This window comes from Sodalis sp. CWE (assembly GCF_019646055.1).
GTDB lineage: Bacteria > Pseudomonadota > Gammaproteobacteria > Enterobacterales > Enterobacteriaceae > CWE.
The window spans coordinates 389,561-411,721 of record NZ_JAESFE010000001.1; the positions used below are offsets into that span (position 1 = coordinate 389,561).

Here is a 22,161-nt window from a genome sequence, read left to right on the forward strand (position 1 = left end):
ATTTAACTAAAATATTAATGTAAAGCTAGCTTCGCTGTTGTAGAATTTTGTAACAGATCGCTGGTTAGTATTTAATTCCTGTTTAAAAAATAGCATTATCAACTAATGACTTCGTACGTGACGAAGAAATATCCGTAAAATACACTAGCATAGAAAGGAAATTTTTTTCAATGAAACTTTCCGTTGGAGCGTCTTTGTCGTCTTTTAAAAAAAGTACTTCAAATGAACTAATTTACGGTCCAGATGATCAACCTCCATTAATACAAACGTTATTTGCTGCCTGTCAACACTTACTTGCAATGTTTGTAGCGGTTGTTACTCCTTCACTTTTGATTTGTCAAGCGTTAAGTCTTCCAGAGGAAGATACTTGCCATATTATTAGCATGTCATTAATATCTTCTGGATTAGCATCTATATTACAAATAAGAACCTGGGGACCAGTGGGATCAGGCTTACTTTCTATTCAAGGGACTAGTTTTAATTTTGTTACGCCATTGGTTATAGGGGGATTAACATTAAAAAATAGTGGAGTTGAAACACAAACAATGATGGCAACATTATTTGGTACCTTGATGGTAGCTTCTTTTGTTGAAATTTTCTTATCAAGAATATTACATTTAGTTCAACATATTATTACCCCCCTTGTATCAGGGATAGTAGTTATGATTATTGGGATTTCTCTGATTCAGATAAGTTCGATTTCTATCAATGGTAATTCTGTCGCTTTAAGCAATCATATTTTTGATTCCCCAAAAAGTTTAGTTCTTGCCATTATGGTTTTATTAACTGTTGTTTTTTTAAACCTACAACGTAATTCCTATTTAAGAGCCGCCTCATTATTAGTTGCCATATTAATAGGCTATATCTTATCATGGATAATCGGAGTTGAATTACCAGAAAAATCTGCATCAACGCGATCATTAATAATCGTACCGAAGCCTCTATATTACGGTTTGGATTTTGACTGGAATCTACTTATTCCATTGATGTTAGTTTTTTTTATTACTTCCGTTGAAACCATCGGTGATATTTCTGCCACTTCGGATGTGTCAGAACAACCAATACAAGGTCCATTGTATATACGTCGATTAAAGGGTGGCGTATTGGCCAACGGGTTAAATTCCATGCTTTCGGCAATACTTAACGCTTTTCCAAATTCCTGTTTTAGTCAAAACAATGGCGTGATTCAACTTACTGGTATTGCTAGTCGATATATTGGATTTATTGTATCAATAATGCTCATTATACTTGGATTATTTCCGGCAGTCAGTGCTACGGTCCAATATATCCCTAATCCGGTACTAGGAGCCATAACGATGGTGATGTTTGGAATTATTGCTGCGTCAGGAGTTCGGATTATATCCCGCGAGCGCCTTGATCGTCGAGCCATAATAATTATTGCACTATCTTTATCAATAGGTCTCGGTGTATCTCAACAACCTTTTATTTTGCAACATGCTCCTCAATGGTTAAGAACCTTACTATCATCCAGTATTGCCTCTGGTGGAATTGCTGCTGTTTTTCTTAATTTTTTATGTTTTCCAAAAAAGGAAATACGTCAAAATAAATAGTATATTCAATTAGTGACAATAAAATAAACAGTAAAATTTATGTTTACTTTACTTTTGAAAATATATTTCCTATCATGAATTAAATGCTTCCAGCATGAAAGCATTTATTTTTAGGTAAACGTGTGGACATCATAACTTCACTTAGGAAGTGGTTACTTACTTTTTTATTATTCAATATTTTGCGATAGGAAAATTATAACTTTAATTTAAAAAAATAAAATATTTAGTTAGTTAAATTCTTCGGTTAACAATTAATCTATTTTCATTATTCAGAAAAACATGCTGTTAATTAATAACTAGATAATATATTAAAATAACTTTATAGGATATCTTAACTATAATAGGTAGATTTATTTTAATAAATACATTAGCCAATGAGAAAAACTTAGCTAGAATTAGTAAAGTAAAATATACAAATGCAATTGATTTGATATCAAGCCTAGTATTATATAATTAATTTGCTCGATCATGAAGTATATTAAAGATATTTAGAAATTTAAAAAAACGACTAAATCAGTTTAGAGAAGACTTACAGATACCCTTTAATCTTAAAAAACCAGAAACGTAGTAATTGTTCCTCATTAGTGAGGAATGATATTAAAAATTGTTTATTGCGTACTATAAACTTAAATACATTCACGTTAATTCTATTTCTTTGAGTTTGATTATACAATTTTTTGTTTTAACATAGAGAATAACAAAAACGATAAAACTTTATTTCGTTCTTTGCGAAAATAGAAATAAATTACTTATTTTAAATATTGTTTTAAGTTTTCTGATTTTAGCAAACTTCTATGTTCGCTTTTTTTCTTAAATGTAATGATTTTAGCTATTTAAGGGCATTAGCGTATTTGATACTTGATCTAAATTATTTTCATAATGCAATATCTATTTAGAGCGGAATGTTTAATTTATAAAGTTATTCATTAAAAATGAAACTATCTTGTCATATTTTTAGCTATATTGCGATCATCTTCAAAGGCGGATTCATTGTGAGTTTCCATAATAATTCGGATCAAAGAAGACTTTCTCTGCAACCAAGTTACCAATATATTTAATAGATAAAAATGACGTCTGTATAGAGTTCTAATTTAGAAATAGTTGTTAACTTTTTACAGATATATTTTTTATATACTTTAAAACCTTAGAGTATTATTCAAAATAAAGACACATATGTTTTTTGCCTTCAGTTCTAACACAGACAATTGATTTTTTAAACTAAAAATACTAATTAAATAAATTAAACCAAAGTAAGAATATTAACTTTAAATTTTTAATTTTTAGTTACTTTTTTCAATGGAATTCCAATCGTTTTATAAACGATGAAACCATGAATTTCTTTCTATAGGAAAAAACATTAAGCATCCTAAGTTTTAAGTAAAATATATAATAACATATAACTCAATTTACGAGTCGGTTTTTACAATGAAAACGGTGACGAAGCGATCTGTTGAATACGTTTTCTTCATTCCCTTGCAGGAATATTCTACATCTAGATCAATTAAGGATAATTTTCCAGCAGATAATAGCGCTTTGAGGAAGATATGCTCAATGAAGTATATCACTTGTCTTGGGTTAGTTTATACTATAAGTAAGCTTTGTCTTATCTAACAAATTAAGATGCTTTTAAATTAGTTTGATAAGGAGAGGATAAAATACTAATTTACTGAGAATTTTTTCATTAGCAAGGAAAATCATTAGATGTTTTTTTAAGGATTGGCAGTTTTTATTTATCAAAGAAAATTGTCTGTAACTATTTAGTAACAAGTGACGTCGAACTTTGTTTTATTAAGTGAACAAGTTTTTTGTTCAAATTTTACTAAAATTCGTGATAGTTCAATTAAAAATCTAGTCAAAGCTGAATTACCAACTGAAATACTTACTGTTCAATGGGACAGAATAAGAACTGAAGGTGTTTCAATTTTCTTGAATACTTTTTTTAGATTTTTTTAAGCGACGATCATGCTTTTTGATTTGAAAGTAGTAACTTCAAAGAAGAAAATGTAATGTTTCACTTTTTTGCAACCAAAAAGTTAAGTGTTGTTTGATTGTGACATTTGTTTTCTATAAGTTTAAAAAGAATTTTTTTGCAAAAAAAATATGTAGCAAACCGGCAATATCACACTATTCCGCAATATAATTTAGCATATTTTAATATCGTATTAAGCCAGCATCAGCCAATTAAATATTAGATTTATTTAGAATCCAAAATTTAATAAAATCATTTGACTAATTTTTTTGATACTGGGACTTTCCAAAGTTGATTTCAATCTAAACATGATGCCATATAATCCAACATAGTCTTGTTAATCTCATTTAATTCTCCTACTGTTAAATAGGAAAGTAAGTAAATTTAAGAGAACGTTGATAACAGGAAAAAGTTCAAACAAATTAAAAATAAGCATATCTACATTATCAACTTAAATTTCAAAAGAAAAAGTTTTTGTGACCAATAATTTTTAATTAATTTTTCTAGAACAAACATAGCACTAAAAATCTTGAAAATATGTTTTTTGAGTTACTAATTTGTTAATCCTTTAGATAGAGTTAAATGTGGTTTATTACAGCGCGACGAATTGACAATAATTGAAAATGTTTTCGACTGTTTAACCATTCTTTCCTTTTTTCTAAATCATCTAAATAATTTTTAAACTCGTAGTGCTGAAACAATAGTGTTAATACTCTTATATCTGGTAGCTTCATTGTTAATTGTTTATAAAACAAATCGAGAGATATGTTAGTTTTGATAGTGGCTAATTGATAAGAAAGAAAAGCTACTTCGCGGTGTTTCTTAAGTTTATCAGCTATAAATTTGGCGCCGTGAAACTTTAGTTTACTGATTACATTAAGCTGTTGATATAAACGCTCAAGTTTGCCTATTTTTATTAATAATGTTTTTGCAGTTTTTTTCCCTATTCCAGGAACACCTGGAATATTATCGGAACTGTCTCCTGTCAACGCCAAATAGTCAACAAATAATTCTGGTGGTAAACCAAACTTTGATTGTATCTCTTTTGGACCAAAAATAGTATTTGACTTAATATCAATTAAAGCAATCTTAGGTGATACTAATTGTGTTAAATCTTTATCACCAGTACTAATTAATACCTTTCTTCCATCACGTGCATAAGTTAATGCTAATGTTCCAATAACATCATCAGCTTCAACATTGTTGATAGTTAACGTTGGCAAACCTATTGCTTTTATTACATTATTTAATGGTTCTATTTGATTAATAAGGTCACTAGGCATAAGAGACCGATGAGACTTATATTCATTAAACAATTTATTACGAAAGGTTTTACCTTTAGCATCAAATACAACTATAACCAAACTTTTTCTATATATTGTTAACAGCTTCTTAAGCACATTTAATACACCATACATTGCTCCGGTGGGTTCTCCTTTCGTGTTAATTAAATATGGTAGGGCGTAATAAGAGCGGTACAGGTAAAAGGAACCATCAACAAGAATAACTGGATTATTTACATCTTTATCCATATAATGTTTTGGCTAACCTAATTGATCGTTAAAGTATATGAAATATTATTCTCAAATAACTTTTATGTATTTTATTCTAAGTAAAGCATTATTTCAAAGTTAATAAAAAATTTATAACATTGACGAGCTCCTTAATATAAGCGTCTATTGACGACATATCTAATCCATCATTTTTAATCATATACTTTTCATTAATAAAAACAGCCGGTACACCACTAACACGCAAATCAGAAGCCATCTTTTCTTGTTCTAATACAAGAGTTTTTACAGAAAAACTATTCCATGCCAAATTATACTCTTCCTCACTAATACCTATTTTAGAAAATATTGTACGAATATCGTTTAATGTTTTTATAGTTTTTTTTTGCTGCAACTCTTCAAAAAGAAGAGGACTAACTTTATCTTCGATGTTCAATAGCATCGCCACGGCCCAAGCTTGGGTTAATTGTTTCCCCATTGGCCCAAGAAAATCTACATGATATTTTTTTAGTTTAACTCCAGTTGGTAATTCCTTTTTTATCAAGCTAGAAATATTATATAAACGCTCAAATTGATAACAATGTAAACAATAAAAGGAAAAAAATTCTAATACTTGTAACTCAGAACTGGAAGGTCTTCTTAGCTGAAGATACTGATGACCTTCAGAAAAGGGTGTAGCCAAAATAGAAAATGATAAAATTAAACTTGTTAAAAAACCCAACATTTTTTTTTTCATAACTTGAAAATAATCACTCGGAACTTAGAAAAAATAAGGTTTTACGATTCTAGGTTTTGGAGACCGGTGCTCTACCAAATTGAACTACGCCCCTATGTAGAATTTTAAAAAACCTCCTTCAGAACTTAAAAAACATATTTTTCCCTCTTTTCTTTTTAAAAGAGAGGTAATAGATAGAAAGCCTGGCGGTTTCCTACTCTCGCATGGGGAAGCCCCAAACTACCATCGGCGCTACGACTTTTCACTTCTGAGTTCGGAATGGTATCAGGTGGGACCACCGCGCTTTAGCCACCAGGCAAGTTCTTTATTTATCAAGCAAGATAGATAAGCAAAATATCTCCATCATGTTTTTAGATAAGTTTTTGTTCAGATCTATTAAACAGCTTAGGTGTTGCAAGGTTAAGTCTCACGGGTCATTAGTATCGGTTAGCTGAACGTTTCGCAACGCTTACACATCCGACCTATCAACGTTATCGTCTTTAACGTCCCTTCAGGAGGCTTATGGCCTCAGGGAAGACTCATCTTGAGGCAAGTTTCCCGCTTAGATGCTTTCAGCGGTTATCTTTTTCGCACGCGGCTACCGGGCAATACCATTGGCATGATAACCCGAACACCGGAGGTGCGTCCACTTTTTTATCAAGCAAGAAAAATTTTTTCTATTAAAAATATTTTTTAATAAAAATTATCTATTAACTAATTAAATAATTTAAATATTACTGTTGGACAGCAATGATATGATCATTGTGTACATCTAATTGAATCGATTTTCCAGGTAATAACTGTCCGGAAAGAATTTTTTGCGATAATAAGTTTTCAATTTCCTGTTGAATTGCTCGTTTTAGAGGACGAGCTCCATAAACTGGATCAAATCCGAGTTTTCCCAATAGTTCTAGCGCTTCGTTACTAATAGTCGTTCCAGCGTAACCTTGTTCTTCTAATCGCTGATATAGATGATTCAGTTGAATTTGTGCAATTTTTGCGATATGTTCTCGCTGCAGTGGATGGAATACAACAACTTCATCTATACGATTAATGAATTCTGGTCGAAAATGATGATTAACTACGCTAAGCACAATATCTTTCATCTCATGGTAATTTATTTGTCCAAAACGTTCTTGAATAATATCTGAACCCAAATTAGATGTCATAATAATTACAGTATTACGAAAATCGACTGTATGTCCTTGACTATCAGTTAATCTGCCATCATCCAGTAGTTGTAATAAAATATTAAAAACGTCATGATGTGCTTTTTCGATTTCATCTAATAAAATAACTGAATAAGGCCGCTGGCGGATTACTTCTGTTAAGTATCCTCCTTCTTCATAGCCAATGTAACCTGGAGGTGCTCCAACCAAACGAGACACTGAATGTCTTTCCATAAACTCAGACATATCAATGCGAACCATGGCATCACTGGTATCAAATAAGAACAAAGCTAATGATTTACATAATTCTGTCTTTCCTACTCCGGTTGGTCCTAAAAACATGAAAGAACCTATAGGACGATTAGGATCCGATAAGCCAGCACGACTACGACGGATAGCGTTTGCTACTGCTTCAACTGCTTCGTTTTGTCCAATAATTTTTTGATGTAAACTTTCTTCCATACGAAGGAATTTTGAACGTTCATCTTCCAACATGCGCGAAATTGGAATTCCAGTCCAACGAGCCAGGACTTCAGCAATTTCGATATCAGTTACACGATTTCGAAGTAAATGCATATGATTTCCTTCGGTTTGCGCAGTTATTGCAAGTTGCCTTTCTATTTCAGGAATTTTACCGTATTGTAACTCAGACATGCGAGCTAAGTCACCAACTCTACGCGCTTGTTCAATTAAAATCTTTGTTTTTTCCAATTCTGCTTTCAAAGTTTGCGTGCCAGACAAAGAAGCCTTTTCTGCTTTCCATCTTTCCTCAAGATTAAAATAATCATGCTCTTTTTTTATAAGTTCATCGTTTAGAACTGCTAATCGTTTGGCGCTAGCTTCATCTGGCTCTTTTTTTAGTGCTTGCTTTTCCAGTTTTAGTTGAATAATGCGACGTTCTAGTCGTTCAAGTTCTTCCGGCTTAGAATCAATTTGCATTCGAATACTAGATGCAGCTTCATCAACAAGATCGATAGCTTTGTCAGGCAATTTCCGATCGGAAATGTATCGATGAGAAAGCTTTGCAGCAGCGACAATGGCTGGATCAGTAATCTGTACATGATGATGCACTTCGTACCGCTCTTTTAATCCACGTAAAATAGCAATAGTATCTTCTGTGCTTGGTTCTTGAATAAATACTTTTTGGAAACGTCGTTCTAATGCACCATCTTTTTCAATAAATTTACGATATTCATCTAATGTAGTTGCTCCAACACAATGAAGTTCGCCTCGTGCCAACGCAGGTTTTAGCATATTACCAGCGTCTATTGCCCCATCAGCTTTTCCAGTTCCAACCATGATATGTAATTCATCAATGAATAAGATAACACTTTTTTTTTGTTTAGATAAATCTTTTAAAACACCTTTTAAACGTTCTTCAAATTCTCCACGATATTTTGCTCCAGCTACAAGAGCACCCATATCTAATGATAGTACACAGCTATTCTTAAGGCCTTCTGGAATTTCACTATTAACGATACGTTGTGCTAGTCCCTCAACAATAGCAGTTTTACCTACCCCTGGTTCTCCAATAAGAACTGGATTATTTTTAGTACGTCTTTGAAGTACTTGAATGGTTCGTCGAATTTCTTCATCACGACCTATAACAGGATCAAGCTTTCCTTGTTCAGCACGTTCAGTTAAATCAATAGTAAATCTTTTTAAAGCTAATCGTTGGTTCTCTGAGTTTTGATCTTTCACTTCCTCTCCATTACGTATGTGTTCGATTGCTTGAGTAACAGATTTTTTTGTAGCGCCTACAGACTTAAGTAAATCAGATAAAGTATTACGTAATTGTAATAAGGCCAAAATAAAAAGTTCGGAAGAAATAAAATTATCACCACGTTCTTGTGCTAATTTATCACATAAATTTAAAACGCAGATTAAGTCCTTTGAAGGTTGCACATTTCCAGCGATACCTTCTACTTGTGGAAGACGTTTGCACGCTTCTTCTACTTTATTAGTAAGCGTTGCAAGATCAATACCGATAGACTGTAAAAGAGGACGGATAGTACCATCTGCTTGCTTAAGCAAAGCTATCATGACGTGTAACGGTTCAATAAATTGATTATCTCGTCCAAGAGCTAAAGATTGAGCATCAGCAAGAGCAAGTTGAAATTTATTAGTAAATTGATCAAAACGCATATATCGTTCCTCATGTCTACTTAAGAGTCACCATTTTAAATAAGTTAAAAATTTTGTCTACTTTAAAAGTATTAAAGATATAATTCTTTATTGAATTTAAAAAGACGTTACTGTTTAACACTGCGTTGTCTGATCGAAAAGATATTTTAACTATTTTTTGTAATCAGTTTTTTAATTAAATTGTTAACTATTCGCTATTTTTGTATGATCGTGGTTATTTAAACAAGTTGTTTCTAGCTAAAGGGTTTTGGTAATTTTTGACTATTTTTGATTATTTTATGATAGCTTGTTTATTAGTCATTGACGCAATATCTAGATCTAATTTCTAAATGTATAGGACTATGATAGCGTTGTGGTTTTGTTATACACAAGGTAATATATACAGAGTTTATTACTTTTATGATTAATTGTTGTGATTTTTAATCAAAATTATGGAGTTTAGTTTTGGAAAAACATGTTTTCTTTAAACTAAATCAGTATTTTAATGTAAACTTATGGAATAAATATTTGTTTTATAAATTTTTGAAGTGGTCATTCTAAAACTTAATTATTTTTATAGTCATTTCTTAATGCTGTTATTAATGCTAACATATCCTCTTGAAGAGGAGCATTCCATGTCATTTCTACTGAAGTGACAGGATGATATAACCGAAGAAAAGTTGCTTGAAGTGCCTGACGGTTAAAATTATGTAATAATGCACTAAGAGCGTTAGAAACTAAACTCAATGAGCGATTTTTCCAACCATAAATTGGATCTCCTACTAGTGGATGGTTAAGGTGTAACATATGAACACGAATCTGATGTGTTCTTCCAGTTTCCAATCGTAAGCGAATGTATGTATGAAAACGAAAATTTTCTATTACACTATAATGAGTGGTCGCCGGTTTTCCTTTCGGATTTATTGCCATGCAAATACGTTTAGTAAAATGTCGTGCAATCGGTTGTTCTATTATTCCATTTTTTTTCATATTTCCAATAACAATTGCTTCATACTCGCGAATAATCTTACGTGTTTGTAACTGTTTTATTAGATTAGCTTGAGCTAATAAATTTTTAGCTACTACCATTAACCCACTCGTGTCTTTATCTAAACGATGAACAATGCCACCTCGAGGGATATTAGCAATTGGCGGAAAGTGATATAATAATCCGTTTAACACAGTTCCATCAATATTGCCAGCGCCTGGATGTACAACAAAATTATGGGGTTTGTTAATAACAAGAATGTCCTCGTCTTCATAGATAATATTTAGCGGTATAGCTTGTGGCTTCAGATAGCTTGTTGTTTCAACACCTAGCTGAATTTGAACATGTTCATTGCCAAAAACTTTTTTTTTAGGTATAACTGCTATTTTTCCATTTATTTTTACTAGACCATTAACAATGAAACTCTTTATTTTTGATCGCGTGTAGTAGGGAAATAATTCTGTTAAAGCTTTATCTAAACGGTGTGCTGCTTGTGATTTTTTTATCATTCCAGAAATAGATCGGGCCTTTTTCATAACTATTCATTTTAATGAAATTCATTCAACTACATTTATAGACGTAATTCACACTAAAAACTAAAGTGTTCATAACATAAACAGAAAAAAGTAAAAAATAATCAACATATGATAGTAAAAGTATACAAGGCAGTATTTATCGTACTTTGTTTATCTATGTCAAGTTGTACTAGTAAAAGAGATACTGTTTCCAACAATATTGTCTCTGAAATATATTTAGCTGTACAAAAGAAACTAGAGGTTGGTAATTATTTAGATGCAATCAAAGATCTTAAGACATTAAACCATCATTGTTTAGTTGGCCCTTATGCACAGTATATTCAACTTGACTTAATTTATGCCTATTATAAATCTTCTAACTTATCGTTAGCAAAATCTTTAACTGATTATTTTTTACAACTGTATCCTGCTGATCCGAGTATTGATTATGTTCTTTATATGCGTGGATTGATTAATATGGCACTAAGTGAAAATGCATTACAAGATTTCTTTGGAATAGATCGATTTGATCGAAATCCGGCACTATTGCAGGAAGCATTTAGTGACTTTAAAAAATTAATTCAAACTTTTCCTAATAGTCAATACTCTATGGATGCTAGCAAACGTCTAATTTATTTAAAGAATCAGTTAGCTAAGCATTTTCTATCTGTGATAAAGTACTACAGTAGACGAAATGAGTACACTACAGTTGTTATACGAACGAAAGAAATGCTAAAAGATTTCCCAGATACGCAAGCCACAAGAATAGCTTTAACACATATGGAACGTGCATATCGAAAAATGCACTTGAGTAAACAAGCAGATATAATCTCAAAAATTATAACTTTAAATGAAGTCAAATGATTCAAATAAATTTTGAGTTACGGGGATCAACTAAATAATCTGCTTTATAGATGTTGAAATTTAACAGTTGTTTTTAAAACACTTCTAATTTGATTGAAAAAAAATTCTGATTAATTTTCTATCAAACGACGTCTAACACGTTTATATGCTTAATATTAAATACAATTTAATCCAATTAAATAACCTCTTTCATAGGTAATTAAAAACTAAAAAATATTTTGAGATTAACGGAACCTTCTGCAAAAAAAACGAATAAAAACTAAAGACTTGTCAATAGGCAAGTCAATTGCTTTTGTCTTTAGTTGGAGATTTTTATTATTGATTTTATAATTTTGCATTTAAAATTTTTTCTTTAATACGAGAGGCTTTGCCTATACGATTGCGCAAATAATATAGTTTGGCTTGGCGTACTGCACCACGACGTTGTATAACGATACTGTCAATAATTGGAGAATGTATTTGAAAAATTCGTTCTACACCTTCTCCATTAGATATTTTCCGAACAGTAAAGGAAGAATGTAGTCCACGATGACGAACAGCAATAACTATTCCTTCGAATGTTTGTAATCGTTTTTTGCTCCCTTCTAAAACCCACATATTAACTTTAACAGAATCCCCTGAACAAATAAGTGGAACATTTAATTTCATTTGCTCTTTTTCTATTATTTTAATGATATGATTGCTCATTCTATTTTCCACTAGTCAGATACGTTGGTTGTATTATTTGACCAATATTCACTCTGAAACTCAACTAACAATTTTACTTGTTCTTTAGAAAGAGTTATAGATTCGAGTATTTCAGGTCTTCTTAACCAAGTGCGACCTAAAGATTGTTTCAATCGCCAACGATGAATCTTGTTGTGATTACCAGAAAGTAAAACGTGCGGCACTGCCATGGTATTATCCAATAGTCTTGGACGAGTATAGTGAGGACAGTCCAGCAGCATTCCTTTGGAAAAAGAATCCTGTTCTGCTGAAGAGCTATGCCCTAATACACCTGGGATAAGACGAGATACTGAATCAATCATTACCATTGCTGCTAACTCTCCCCCGCTAAGTACATAGTCACCTATCGACCATTCTTCATCAATTTCTGAAATACATAAACGTTCATCAATGCCTTTATATCGACCGCAAACTAATATTATTCTTGCGTTGGTAGCTAATTCATTTGCTCCTTGCTGATTAAGTGTTCGCCCTTGAGGGGAGAGATAGATTACCTTTGCTTTTCCTCCAGCTTTATTTTTTGCTGCATGAATCGCATTTCGCAGAGGGTATGCTGTCATTACCATTCCAGGTCCGCCTCCATAAGGACGATCGTCTACAACATAATTTTGATTCACAAAATTACGTGGATTCCAGCATTCTATATTGAGTAATTTTTTTTTCACTGCACGACCCACTACTCCGTAGTGTATTACAGCCTGAAACATTTCAGGAAATAAAGTAATAATACCAATCCACATATAATTATTTCTATCTACAGTTATCTCTAATTTTAAAAAGATACTAAAAATTTAAATCCCATTCTACTTTAATGAGGCGATTCATAATATCGATGCTTTTAATTACTTTTTCATTAATGCAAGGAATTAATCGTTCTTGAGGAAGAAAAGTAGTTGCTAAATGATTAGCTTTTACTACCAAAACATCATTTGAGCCAGTTTCTATTAGATTAACAACTGTTCCTAATTGATAACCATTAATTGTTATAACACGACATCCTAAAATATCCTTCCAATAATATTCCTCGTTAGAGGAATTTAAAAATAGGGATGTTTCAATGAAAATTTTATGATTTGTTAACAACGATGCTATTTCTCGTTCTTCAATATTTCTAATTTTTACAATTAAATTCTTTTTATAAAGTCTCCAGTTTTCTAAATGAATTGGTTTCCAATCAACTTTATCTTTGATAAACCAAGGTTGATAAGAAAAGATATTTTTATCTTTCTCACTAAATGAGAATATTTTTAACCAACCTTTTACTCCATATGCTGAGCCGATTTGACCAATTATTATAGGATTAATAGGAAATTGCTGTGAAGCACAGTAGTAGGATGTTTTTTCATTTCTTTTTCTGTATAGAGGAATCACGACTATTTTTTACTTCTTTAATTAAAGTAGAAACACGTTTAGAAACTTTTGCACCTTGACTAATCCAGTAATTAATACGATCCAAATTTAAAAACAAACCTTTTTTCTCATCAGCTGCAATTGGATTAAAAAATCCGATGCGCTCAATAAAACGACCATCTCGTGCATTACGATTGTCTGTCACGATAACTTTGTAAAATGGACGTTTTTTAACACCGCCTCTAGCTAAACGAATTGTAAGCACCATATCCTCTTTATTCAAAAAGTGTTCTATCTTTAATAGACAAGATTATTTTTAATAAATAACTTGTTTTTAAAACAAAACAAACCTTAATTCTTATTAAAGATTCCAAAGAATCACTTTCTATATTTACTTTGTTAATAAAACGACTAATTATTCTTTAATAATCACTTTTTTGGAAGGTAAAATTAATAACATTTTATTTTTGTAAATCTGAGACTATAAAGTAACTCAGTTCTTAAAAAGAGATTTATGTAGTGCATAAGATCCACTTGTGTTACGTAATTTGTGTATAAAAATAAAATTATTAACTTTTCTTCTTTTCATAAGAAGTTTTTCCATTTTTAACATTTTTTGAGAAGTGACTTTTCAAATAAAATTAAAAAAACAAATTAATTTAATATTAAATTAATCAAATTTTGACAAATTAAAATGGATAAATCAAATATTTATCTATATTATGAATATATGTTTAATTAATTTACTTAAGTTAAAACAAGTTACTATCTTAGTAAGATAATTGTTTTGTTTAAAATAGATAAATTTAATCTCTATTTTTTGAAAAAAATTTTTAAAATTTTCTTTTTTAAAATTACTCTGATTAGTTTACGATATAATACTATTAGTTAGTAACAGTCGAACTGTAATCCTCTAGAGAAGAGGCTCATGATTTATCGCGAGTACAATTTTCTATCATTTGCAGTAGTTTTTCATATGTAACTTAACTTAAACTAACTAATTGAGTTAATATTAAATCTGTTCATCAAATCTTTTCTTAAAAATGCATTCTAATTAGATGAAGCTAAATAAAAATAAGTAGCCCATTTGGTTAATCAATAAAAATTAGTCTTTATCCTTTTATAAACCTTACAAAAGAGAAAAATATCTAATTCATTTATGCGAAACAAAAAACAGCATTGGGGAAAAAATTAATCGTACCGTTCTATGCGTTATCAGAGTAGCGCATCCGAGAGGATTCGAACCTCTGACCGCTCGGTTCGTAGCCGAGTACTCTATCCAGCTGAGCTACGGATGCATTAATAAGCAGCGGTGAGAGAGGGATTTGAACCCTCGGTACAGTTTTTCTGTACACTCCCTTAGCAGGGGAGCGCCTTCAACCTCTCGGCCACCTCACCCAGTATTAAAACGAAGTAACATAAAACTATATACTTTTGAGGTTAAATAAGTCAAATATTTTTGCAACTATTGCGTAATGCCATGTTTTTTTTAGAAAAAATTAAAATTTTACTAAGTAAAATTTTTGTCTTTTTAAATCTCTCTTTTAAAGAGAAAAGAATTAAATTAGGTTGAGAATAAGAAATGTGTAACAATTAGATTGTTCAAAAGTAGCATTGATTACTAAGGTAGGTCTTACCGATGTATAAAATCTTCCTTATTTTTCGGCTTGAATGCGTTCATATATTTCTTCTCGATGCACAGAAACTTCTCTAGGGGCATTTACTCCAATACGTACCTGGTTGCCTTTGACGCCTAAAACAGTAACTGTGACCTCATCACCAATCATGAGGGTTTCGCCAACTCGACGGGTCAAAATAAGCATTTTGTGCTCCTTGAAAGATTATAATGAATCTAATGTTTTTGCAGACATATATTATTAGTAATGCGTTACAAAATTATGTAATCAAAAATATTACATAATGATATGATACATTTTTTATATTGATAACCTGTTGTTATGTTCGAATAAATATAAAGCAACCAAATTCAACACATGATTTTTTATCTTTGATCTCTTTTATAGAGAAACTTTACAGAATATTTTAACAAGAGAAAACGATGTTTTTTAACTAAAAGTTTATTCAAATTTCATACGGAATCTCGTGATTAAAAATTTTTCTGTACTTTTCAATGCAAGTTGAAAGTCGCATGCACTTTTACTTCCTGCTTGGGCGAGCTCAGGTTTCCCTTTTCCATCACTGATTTTGCCACTTACTTTTAACATAAGATTATTAATAATGTCGTATGCTTTAACTTGATCTACTAAGTCTTTAGTGATACTGACTATAAAGTTAACTTTTTTTCCTTCTGATGCAGCAAGGACAATAATGGATCTTCCTAATTGATTTTTCAGATTATCCACTATAGTACGTAATACTTGCGGTGCAAGATATTCTAATTGACTCACTAAAAGTTTAGTTCCATTAAAATCGTGAATTCTACTACTTTCAAGTAGAAAGTTTGATTGTTGCATTGCCTGTTGATTTCTTAATTTTTGAAGTTCTTTTTTCATTTTTTTAGAGTTTTCATATACGGTTTGTACTCTATTTAACAATGTTTGAGTATTACACTTAAGTAATTTAGCTACATTTTGTATCAGACTATCTTTATAATGTATTTGTTTTAAAGCTTCTGCTCCACAGACTGCTTCGATTCGACGAATCCCAGTTGCAATACCAAACTCAGATATGATTTGAAATATACCAATTTCACCAGTGTGAGTAGCATGAGTTCCACAACATAGTTCAGTAGAAAAATCGCCTATTTTCAATAATCTAAATTTTTGAGCACTGTTTTCTGTTTTTATTTTTTTTGTAATTCCTTTTTCTTTGGCCTCTTTTAACGTTATAACATCAGTCTCAATAAGTAAGTTTCGACGAATTTGCTCGTTCACTATTTCTTCTATACTATAAATTTGCTCTGGCTTCATAGGCTCATGGTAGGAAAAATCGAAGCGGAGATGTTTATTATCTATCAATGATCCTTTTTGTTTAACAAAATGTGGTTTTAGCACTTGACGTAACGCTGCATGCAATAAGTGAGTAGCAGAATGATTAAGACAAATATGTGTACGATATATTTTGTCTACTTGAGTAGCAACTTGTTCTCCTAATTCCAGTTTACCGTATTTAAGTGTTCCATGATGAAACACAATATCACCATATTTCCGTGTGTCTATGACTTCGAAGATTCCTGAGTTTGCTTTTAAAATTCCTTGATCTCCTACCTGTCCTCCAGATTCTCCATAAAATGATGTTTCATCTAATACAACCATTGCCTTTGTTCCATGAAAAAGAGTATTGACTGATTGATCATTATAAAATAATGAGATCACTTTTCCTTTATGTTGAAGATTTTCATAACCAAAAAAACGAGTACGATGATCATAATGTGTACGTAACACACTGTTGTTACGTGTAGCAATAAGGCTATCTTTTCTAATTAGTCTATTATTTTGTCGTTTTGCTTCTAAAATAGTTCTTAGACCAGCTTCATCAAGACGTAAGTTATGCTCTCGACAAATATCGTTGGTTAAATCTATTGGAAAACCGTAAGTGTCATAAAGACGAAAAACGGTATCTGCATCAAGAACGTCCCCGTCTAATTTAGCTAATTCTTCATTTAGCAATATTAATCCACGTTCCAAAGTGCGAGAAAACTGCTCTTCTTCAAGACGTAATACTTGCTCTATAAATTTTTGTTGACATTGTAGCTGGTTAGCAGATTTGTCCATTGTGTCGATAAGTAACGGGACTAACTTGTAGAAAAAAATTTCGTTAATGCCTAGTGTTCTTCCATGACGAAGCGCACGTCGAATAATTCGACGTAAAACATACCCTCTTCCTTCTTTGGAGGGCGTGATTCCATCACTAATTAAGAAAGAACATGACCTGATATGATCAGCAATAACTCGTAATGACTTACTATTTAGATTATTAGTTCCTATCATCTTAGCTATATTTACAATTAGCTTTTTAAATAAGTCAATCTCATAACTTGAGTTAACGTTTTGTAATATAGCTGCAATGCGCTCCAGTCCCATTCCTGTATCTACAGCAGGTCTGGGTAGAGATAACAATGTGCCATCGTTTTGACGATCAAATTGCATAAAAACTAAATTCCAAATTTCAATGCACTGATTTCTATCTTTTTTTGTAATTGAACTTAAACTATCTAATCCTTGTTCTCCATAAATGTAGAATATTTCTGAACAAGGCCCGCATGGACCAGTTTCGCCCATTTGCCAAAAATTATCTGAAGTGCAAGCATTATCCTTATTATTTCCGACACGTATAATACGTTCAGGTGAAACTCCTATTTTCTTAGCCCAAATAGTATAGGTTTCATCATCAGTGTTATGCACTGTTACAAAAAGTTTTTCCTGAGATAAATTGAACCATTGTGCTCCAGTTAATAGCTCCCAAGCAAAACGAATAGCATCGTATTTAAAATAATCGCCAAAGCTAAAATTTCCTAACATTTCAAAAAATGTATGATGAAATGGTGTATATCCAATATTCTCTAAATCGTTATGCTTTCCACCGGCCCTTACACAGCGCTGTGAGGTAACTATTCTCTGATATGGAGCCTTTTCCATACCAAGAAACATTTTTTTAAATTGGTTCATACCAGCGTTAGTAAAAAGCAAGGTTGGATCATTATTAGGGACAAGCGAACTGCTTGGCAGCATTTGATGTCCTTTACTACAAAAAAAGTCAAAGAACATTTGACGGATTGCAATAGTACTGTTATTCATACTTTACTTAAAATTATGCGATAATCACAAATTCTTAGGGGACACTAAGTACTAGTAATATTTTCAGAATTATAAAATTTACAATTAGGTTTTTATTTTAAATAAGTATTTCTACAAATAGAGCTCTATTATAGGCACAAGCTGTTTTTTCACTACAGAAAAATCCTTAGAAGAAAACACTATAAAAAACTGAATACTTGATTAGATCAAAATACAAAATTACCATACCATGATTTCTTAATAAGAAGTTTGAAAAACGTAATTAAAGAATCTTACTTAACTTAGTAAGTAAAGAAAAAACAGAAAAGTATGTTCTTTTAGTTAATCAAATTTTTCTTTGTTTTAAAGATTTAAAGCCATCTTCCAATATGGAGAGTTATTTCTTTATTAAAAAAAGAACCATGCTAATTGCTATTCATCTCACTCATCAACTTTTTCATTTTCATCTTCATTACCTTCATGGTAAGCCTTTAGTTGATTGATGTCTGTAGAATTCTTGTGCAATAGCATATTACGTAATTTTTTTTCTAACTCATCAAATATACTAGGATGGTTTTGCAAAAAGTTGCAAACACTGATTTTTCCTTGACCGATTTTTTCTCCAGCATAACTATACCAAGAACCTGCTTTTTCAATTAGATTATGTTTAACACCTAAATCAATTAGCTCACCAAATATATTAATGCCTTTTCCATAAATAATTTGAAATTCAGCTTGTTTGAACGGGGCAGAAACTTTATTCTTTACAACTTTGACGCGTGTTTCATTACCTATTACTGTATCTCCTTTTTTTACCGAACCAACACGACGAATATCTAAACGAACCGAGGCATAAAATTTAAGCGCATTTCCACCTGTAGTGGTTTCCGAATTACCAAACATAACACCAATTTTCATGCGAATTTGATTAATAAAAATCAATAATGTGTTAGCAGCCTTTAAGTTACTTGCCAGTTTTCGCATTGCCTGACTCATCATACGTGCAGCTAAACCTATATGAGTATCACCGATCTCACCTTCAATTTCTGCTTTTGGTGCTAACGCTGCTACAGAATCAACAATAATAACATCTACTAAACCGGAACGAACCAAAGCGTCACAAATTTCCAACGCTTGTTCACCAGTGTCTGGCTGAGAGCATAACAAATTTTCAATATCAACTCCTAATTTCTTTGCGTAAACAGGATCTAAAGCATGTTCAGCATCGATGAAAGCACATGTTTTTCCTTTTTGCTGTGCTACGGCAATAACCTGTAAAGTCAGAGTTGTTTTTCCAGATGATTCAGGACCATAAATTTCGACAATACGACCCATTGGTAAACCGCCAGTACCTAAAGCAATATCCAAAGAAAGAGAACCTGTAGAAATTATCTCAATATCCATAGAGCGATTTTCGCCCAATCGCATTATTGAGCCTTTACCAAATTGATTTTCAATTTGGGCTAGCACTGTTGTTAACGTTTTTTGCTTATTCTCATCAACAACCATTTTAGCTCCTAGAGAGCCATCCTCTCCTTTTTTATAAATTTATAATTTAGCGCACGAATCAAGCCTAAAAGGTATTTTTTTATATTAAAAACATGCGACAAACAAATTATTTTTATAATCTTAATAACATGCAGAATGCATATATGTTTACTTTATCTGGCTGGATATATTATTAGTTAATTAAATCTATATCAACAACTGTACTAAATATAGATTGCGAGCTCTTTTTTTTAACTTAAACAATACCAATTAAAAAATTCCTTAAAGGCTTATCAATTGTTTTTGTTAGTTAACATTAAATTACTAATCTAAGATTAGAACATTTTTAGTGCTATAGATATTCTTGCTATGAGCAGTATATAAAAATTATCATGTCCTTTTAAAGGAAGAAATTATAACATAATAAATTATAATCTTATGCAAATTAATCGTACGATGTATTTAGAACGAAAAAGAACTAATAAATTATATGTAAAATTATTAAAACTTTAATTTAAATCTATTCTAAATCTAATTTTTAATTTTGATCTTCTTAAGAAGAAGATTATGAAACATGGAATTTATCACAAGGAGTTTTTGAATGTTGTTTAATAAATATATTTAACTAATAATATTAAAGTAGATATCATGAAATGTAAGCCCTATGCTTTTACCAAAGCATAGGCAAGTTTAGTTCATTTCACGAATATAAAAGCATTTAATTTAAATAAATTTAACTAATAACTTTACTAACTTTAATGATTGGCTTTTTCTGGAAATCACTGTAATTTTGTAATTTTCTATAAAAACTCTTCTTTTAAGAAAGACTATTAAGTATTTTGCGTAAAGTGAAACATCTAATATACAAAATCACTGTCCGAATTTTTCTTGTTCTTAAAAAACTTAATATAAATCTACTTGATAATTTTATTTACCTATTCAAGCATATAAAAATTCTTAATTCTCTTCTTATTATGTGCAGTAAAAAATGGCTTATATTAAAGAATAATATTTTTTTTGATATAATGAAGAAAGTGCGTTGCAGGCAATATTATTTGTTCTTTTTTTGAAAAAAACAAAGAGGATTTATTGACTTTCCTTTATGTCGAATTTCAAAATGCAATTTGATTATATTGGTTCCAGTATCTCCCATAGTAGCAATTTTTTGCCCGTTTTTTACTTCTTCTTGTTCTCTAACTAAGATTCTATCATTGTGAGCATAAGCACTTAAGTAATCGTTTTTATGTTTAATGATTATCAAATTACCATATCCGCGTAAAGCATTACCAACATAAACTACTTTACCACTGGCGGCTGCTAAAATAGGTTGACCTTTTTTGCCAGAAATATCAATGCCTTTATTACCACCTTCCAATGAAGAAAAGCTCCCAATAATTTTTCCGTATGCTGGCCAACTCCAATTAAATGTTGGTAAATTGCTACTATGCATTTTAATATTTTTTTCTTTATCAAATATTGACCTCGACTTAATTGAAACTTCCCTGGAAGGAGAAGCAGAAAAAATATTTTCATTTGACGGTAAAGATATTTTCTTAGCATCTTTCCTATTAATACATTCGTAATTTTGATCAGAATTAATACTGTCTACATTTTTTAATGTTGGAGTAATGCCAGAATTAGTTGCGAATCCAGTATTTTTTTGGATTTTACTAGTAATTAATGTGGTCTTAGGTAATGGTAGTTTATTATTGGTAATTAACTGTGTTGTTTTCTTTTTATAAAGATATATAGTTTGCCCAACATATATATTGTATGGTTTTGGGATATTGTTCTTTTTTGCTAAAAAGTGATAGTTAGTTCCAGTAATCCAAGCAATATAAAACAATGTGTCGCCCTTTTTTACTTGGTATTTCGTATCAAAACATGGAACCTGTCGATGTTGATCGTAACGCTTAGAAAATTCTTTCTGAAAATGATTAGTTTGCTTTTTCTTACATTTCATTGATTTAGCAATTGGAGCATTAAACTCATTGCTTCCACATCCTACTAACGTACAGAATGCTATGACAAACATAAAAATTATGACGTAATAGCAGCACCTCTTATTCCTTTGCTTTTCCAAATTTAACCCTTCCCTACAGTGCTATTATCTTATTCATAACCTCAATAAGCTGATTATTTTTGGACTTAAACTACTAAATAAGTTTATATAAGTGTCTTTTATCAAAAAGTAATCTCGAATGATTCAAAATTATCTATTATATTTTATATTTATTTTTTAACTAAAATTAAATATTAAACTCTTTGGCAGAAATATTAATACCTTAACTAATTTAGTTACATAAGAGATCCCTTCAGGGATCCTCTCTATACAACAATAATAATTTAAATGAGTAAAATAATTATTAATATTTTTATTGAAAATTTAAAATAAATAAACTTAATTATTAAATAATAAAGAACTTTTTTTTCGA

At 31.0% G+C, this 22,161-nt stretch carries 14 protein-coding genes, 2 tRNA genes, 1 rRNA gene and 1 other annotated feature; of the genes, 2 read left to right on the forward strand and 15 right to left on the reverse strand.

Annotated features, from left to right (window positions below):
- Nucleotides 1-170 precede the first annotated feature (170 nt).
- Nucleotides 171-1,571 (forward strand): uracil-xanthine permease family protein, encoded by a 1,401-nt coding sequence (locus tag JK145_RS01535; RefSeq protein ID WP_220665097.1) that lies wholly within the window; start codon nt 171-173, stop codon nt 1,569-1,571.
- Between the two features lie 2,547 nt (nt 1,572-4,118).
- Here the strand turns inward: JK145_RS01535 and JK145_RS01540 are convergent.
- The 5 genes from JK145_RS01540 to rluD form a co-directional block, all read right to left on the reverse strand.
- Nucleotides 4,119-5,072, reverse strand: a complete 954-nt coding sequence (locus JK145_RS01540) for a 5'-3' exonuclease H3TH domain-containing protein (protein ID WP_220665098.1) — start codon at nt 5,070-5,072, stop codon at nt 4,119-4,121.
- An 88-nt stretch (nt 5,073-5,160) separates the two neighbouring features.
- Nucleotides 5,161-5,787, reverse strand: a complete 627-nt coding sequence (gene dsbA / locus JK145_RS01545) for a thiol:disulfide interchange protein DsbA (protein WP_220665099.1) — start codon at nt 5,785-5,787, stop codon at nt 5,161-5,163.
- A gap of 180 nt (nt 5,788-5,967) precedes the next feature.
- Nucleotides 5,968-6,083: ribosomal RNA gene (gene rrf, locus JK145_RS01550) — 5S ribosomal RNA — on the reverse strand.
- A 112-nt stretch (nt 6,084-6,195) separates the two neighbouring features.
- Nucleotides 6,196-6,457: a sequence feature (23S ribosomal RNA rRNA prediction is too short), on the reverse strand.
- A gap of 43 nt (nt 6,458-6,500) precedes the next feature.
- The gene (gene clpB / locus JK145_RS01555; protein WP_220665100.1) at nt 6,501-9,080 is read right to left on the reverse strand and encodes an ATP-dependent chaperone ClpB; all 2,580 of its coding nucleotides are present in this window, start codon (nt 9,078-9,080) and stop codon (nt 6,501-6,503) included.
- A gap of 543 nt (nt 9,081-9,623) precedes the next feature.
- On the reverse strand, nt 9,624-10,583 hold the full coding sequence (gene rluD / locus JK145_RS01560; RefSeq protein ID WP_220665101.1) for a 23S rRNA pseudouridine(1911/1915/1917) synthase RluD: 960 nt from the start codon (nt 10,581-10,583) through the stop codon (nt 9,624-9,626).
- A 108-nt stretch (nt 10,584-10,691) separates the two neighbouring features.
- Between rluD and bamD the strand changes: the two genes are divergently transcribed.
- Nucleotides 10,692-11,426: an outer membrane protein assembly factor BamD gene (gene bamD / locus JK145_RS01565; protein WP_220665102.1), complete on the forward strand. Its 735-nt coding sequence runs from the start codon at nt 10,692-10,694 to the stop codon at nt 11,424-11,426.
- Nucleotides 11,427-11,750: 324 nt separating this feature from the next.
- On the opposite strand, the gene rplS is transcribed toward bamD, so the two are convergent.
- The 10 genes from rplS to nlpD all read right to left on the reverse strand — a co-directional run bounded on the left by rplS (nt 11,751) and on the right by nlpD (nt 21,761).
- Nucleotides 11,751-12,113, reverse strand: coding sequence for a 50S ribosomal protein L19 (gene rplS, locus JK145_RS01570; RefSeq protein ID WP_220665103.1), 363 nt, complete (start codon nt 12,111-12,113; stop codon nt 11,751-11,753).
- Between the two features lie 11 nt (nt 12,114-12,124).
- The gene (gene trmD / locus JK145_RS01575; protein WP_220665104.1) at nt 12,125-12,892 is read right to left on the reverse strand and encodes a tRNA (guanosine(37)-N1)-methyltransferase TrmD; all 768 of its coding nucleotides are present in this window, start codon (nt 12,890-12,892) and stop codon (nt 12,125-12,127) included.
- 43 nt (nt 12,893-12,935) lie between these two features.
- A complete protein-coding gene (gene rimM / locus JK145_RS01580) occupies nt 12,936-13,523 on the reverse strand; it encodes a ribosome maturation factor RimM (protein WP_370627582.1) in 588 nt (195 codons plus the stop codon).
- A complete protein-coding gene (gene rpsP / locus JK145_RS01585) occupies nt 13,495-13,767 on the reverse strand; it encodes a 30S ribosomal protein S16 (RefSeq protein ID WP_220665258.1) in 273 nt (90 codons plus the stop codon). Before rpsP ends, rimM begins: the two co-directional genes overlap by 29 nt.
- Nucleotides 13,768-14,726: 959 nt before the next feature.
- A tRNA-Arg gene (locus tag JK145_RS01590) sits at nt 14,727-14,800 on the reverse strand.
- A gap of 12 nt (nt 14,801-14,812) precedes the next feature.
- Nucleotides 14,813-14,900 (reverse strand) — tRNA-Ser (locus tag JK145_RS01595).
- A 257-nt stretch (nt 14,901-15,157) separates the two neighbouring features.
- Nucleotides 15,158-15,325, reverse strand: a complete 168-nt coding sequence (gene csrA / locus JK145_RS01600) for a carbon storage regulator CsrA (RefSeq protein ID WP_220665105.1) — start codon at nt 15,323-15,325, stop codon at nt 15,158-15,160.
- A 255-nt stretch (nt 15,326-15,580) separates the two neighbouring features.
- Nucleotides 15,581-18,259 (reverse strand): alanine--tRNA ligase, encoded by a 2,679-nt coding sequence (alaS, locus tag JK145_RS01605; RefSeq protein WP_220665106.1) that lies wholly within the window; start codon nt 18,257-18,259, stop codon nt 15,581-15,583.
- 420 nt (nt 18,260-18,679) lie between these two features.
- A complete protein-coding gene (gene recA / locus JK145_RS01610; RefSeq protein ID WP_220665107.1) occupies nt 18,680-19,747 on the reverse strand; it encodes a recombinase RecA in 1,068 nt (355 codons plus the stop codon).
- Between the two features lie 1,030 nt (nt 19,748-20,777).
- Entirely contained in the window at nt 20,778-21,761 is a 984-nt protein-coding gene (nlpD, locus tag JK145_RS01615) for a murein hydrolase activator NlpD (protein WP_220665108.1), read from the reverse strand.
- Nucleotides 21,762-22,161 lie beyond the last annotated feature (400 nt).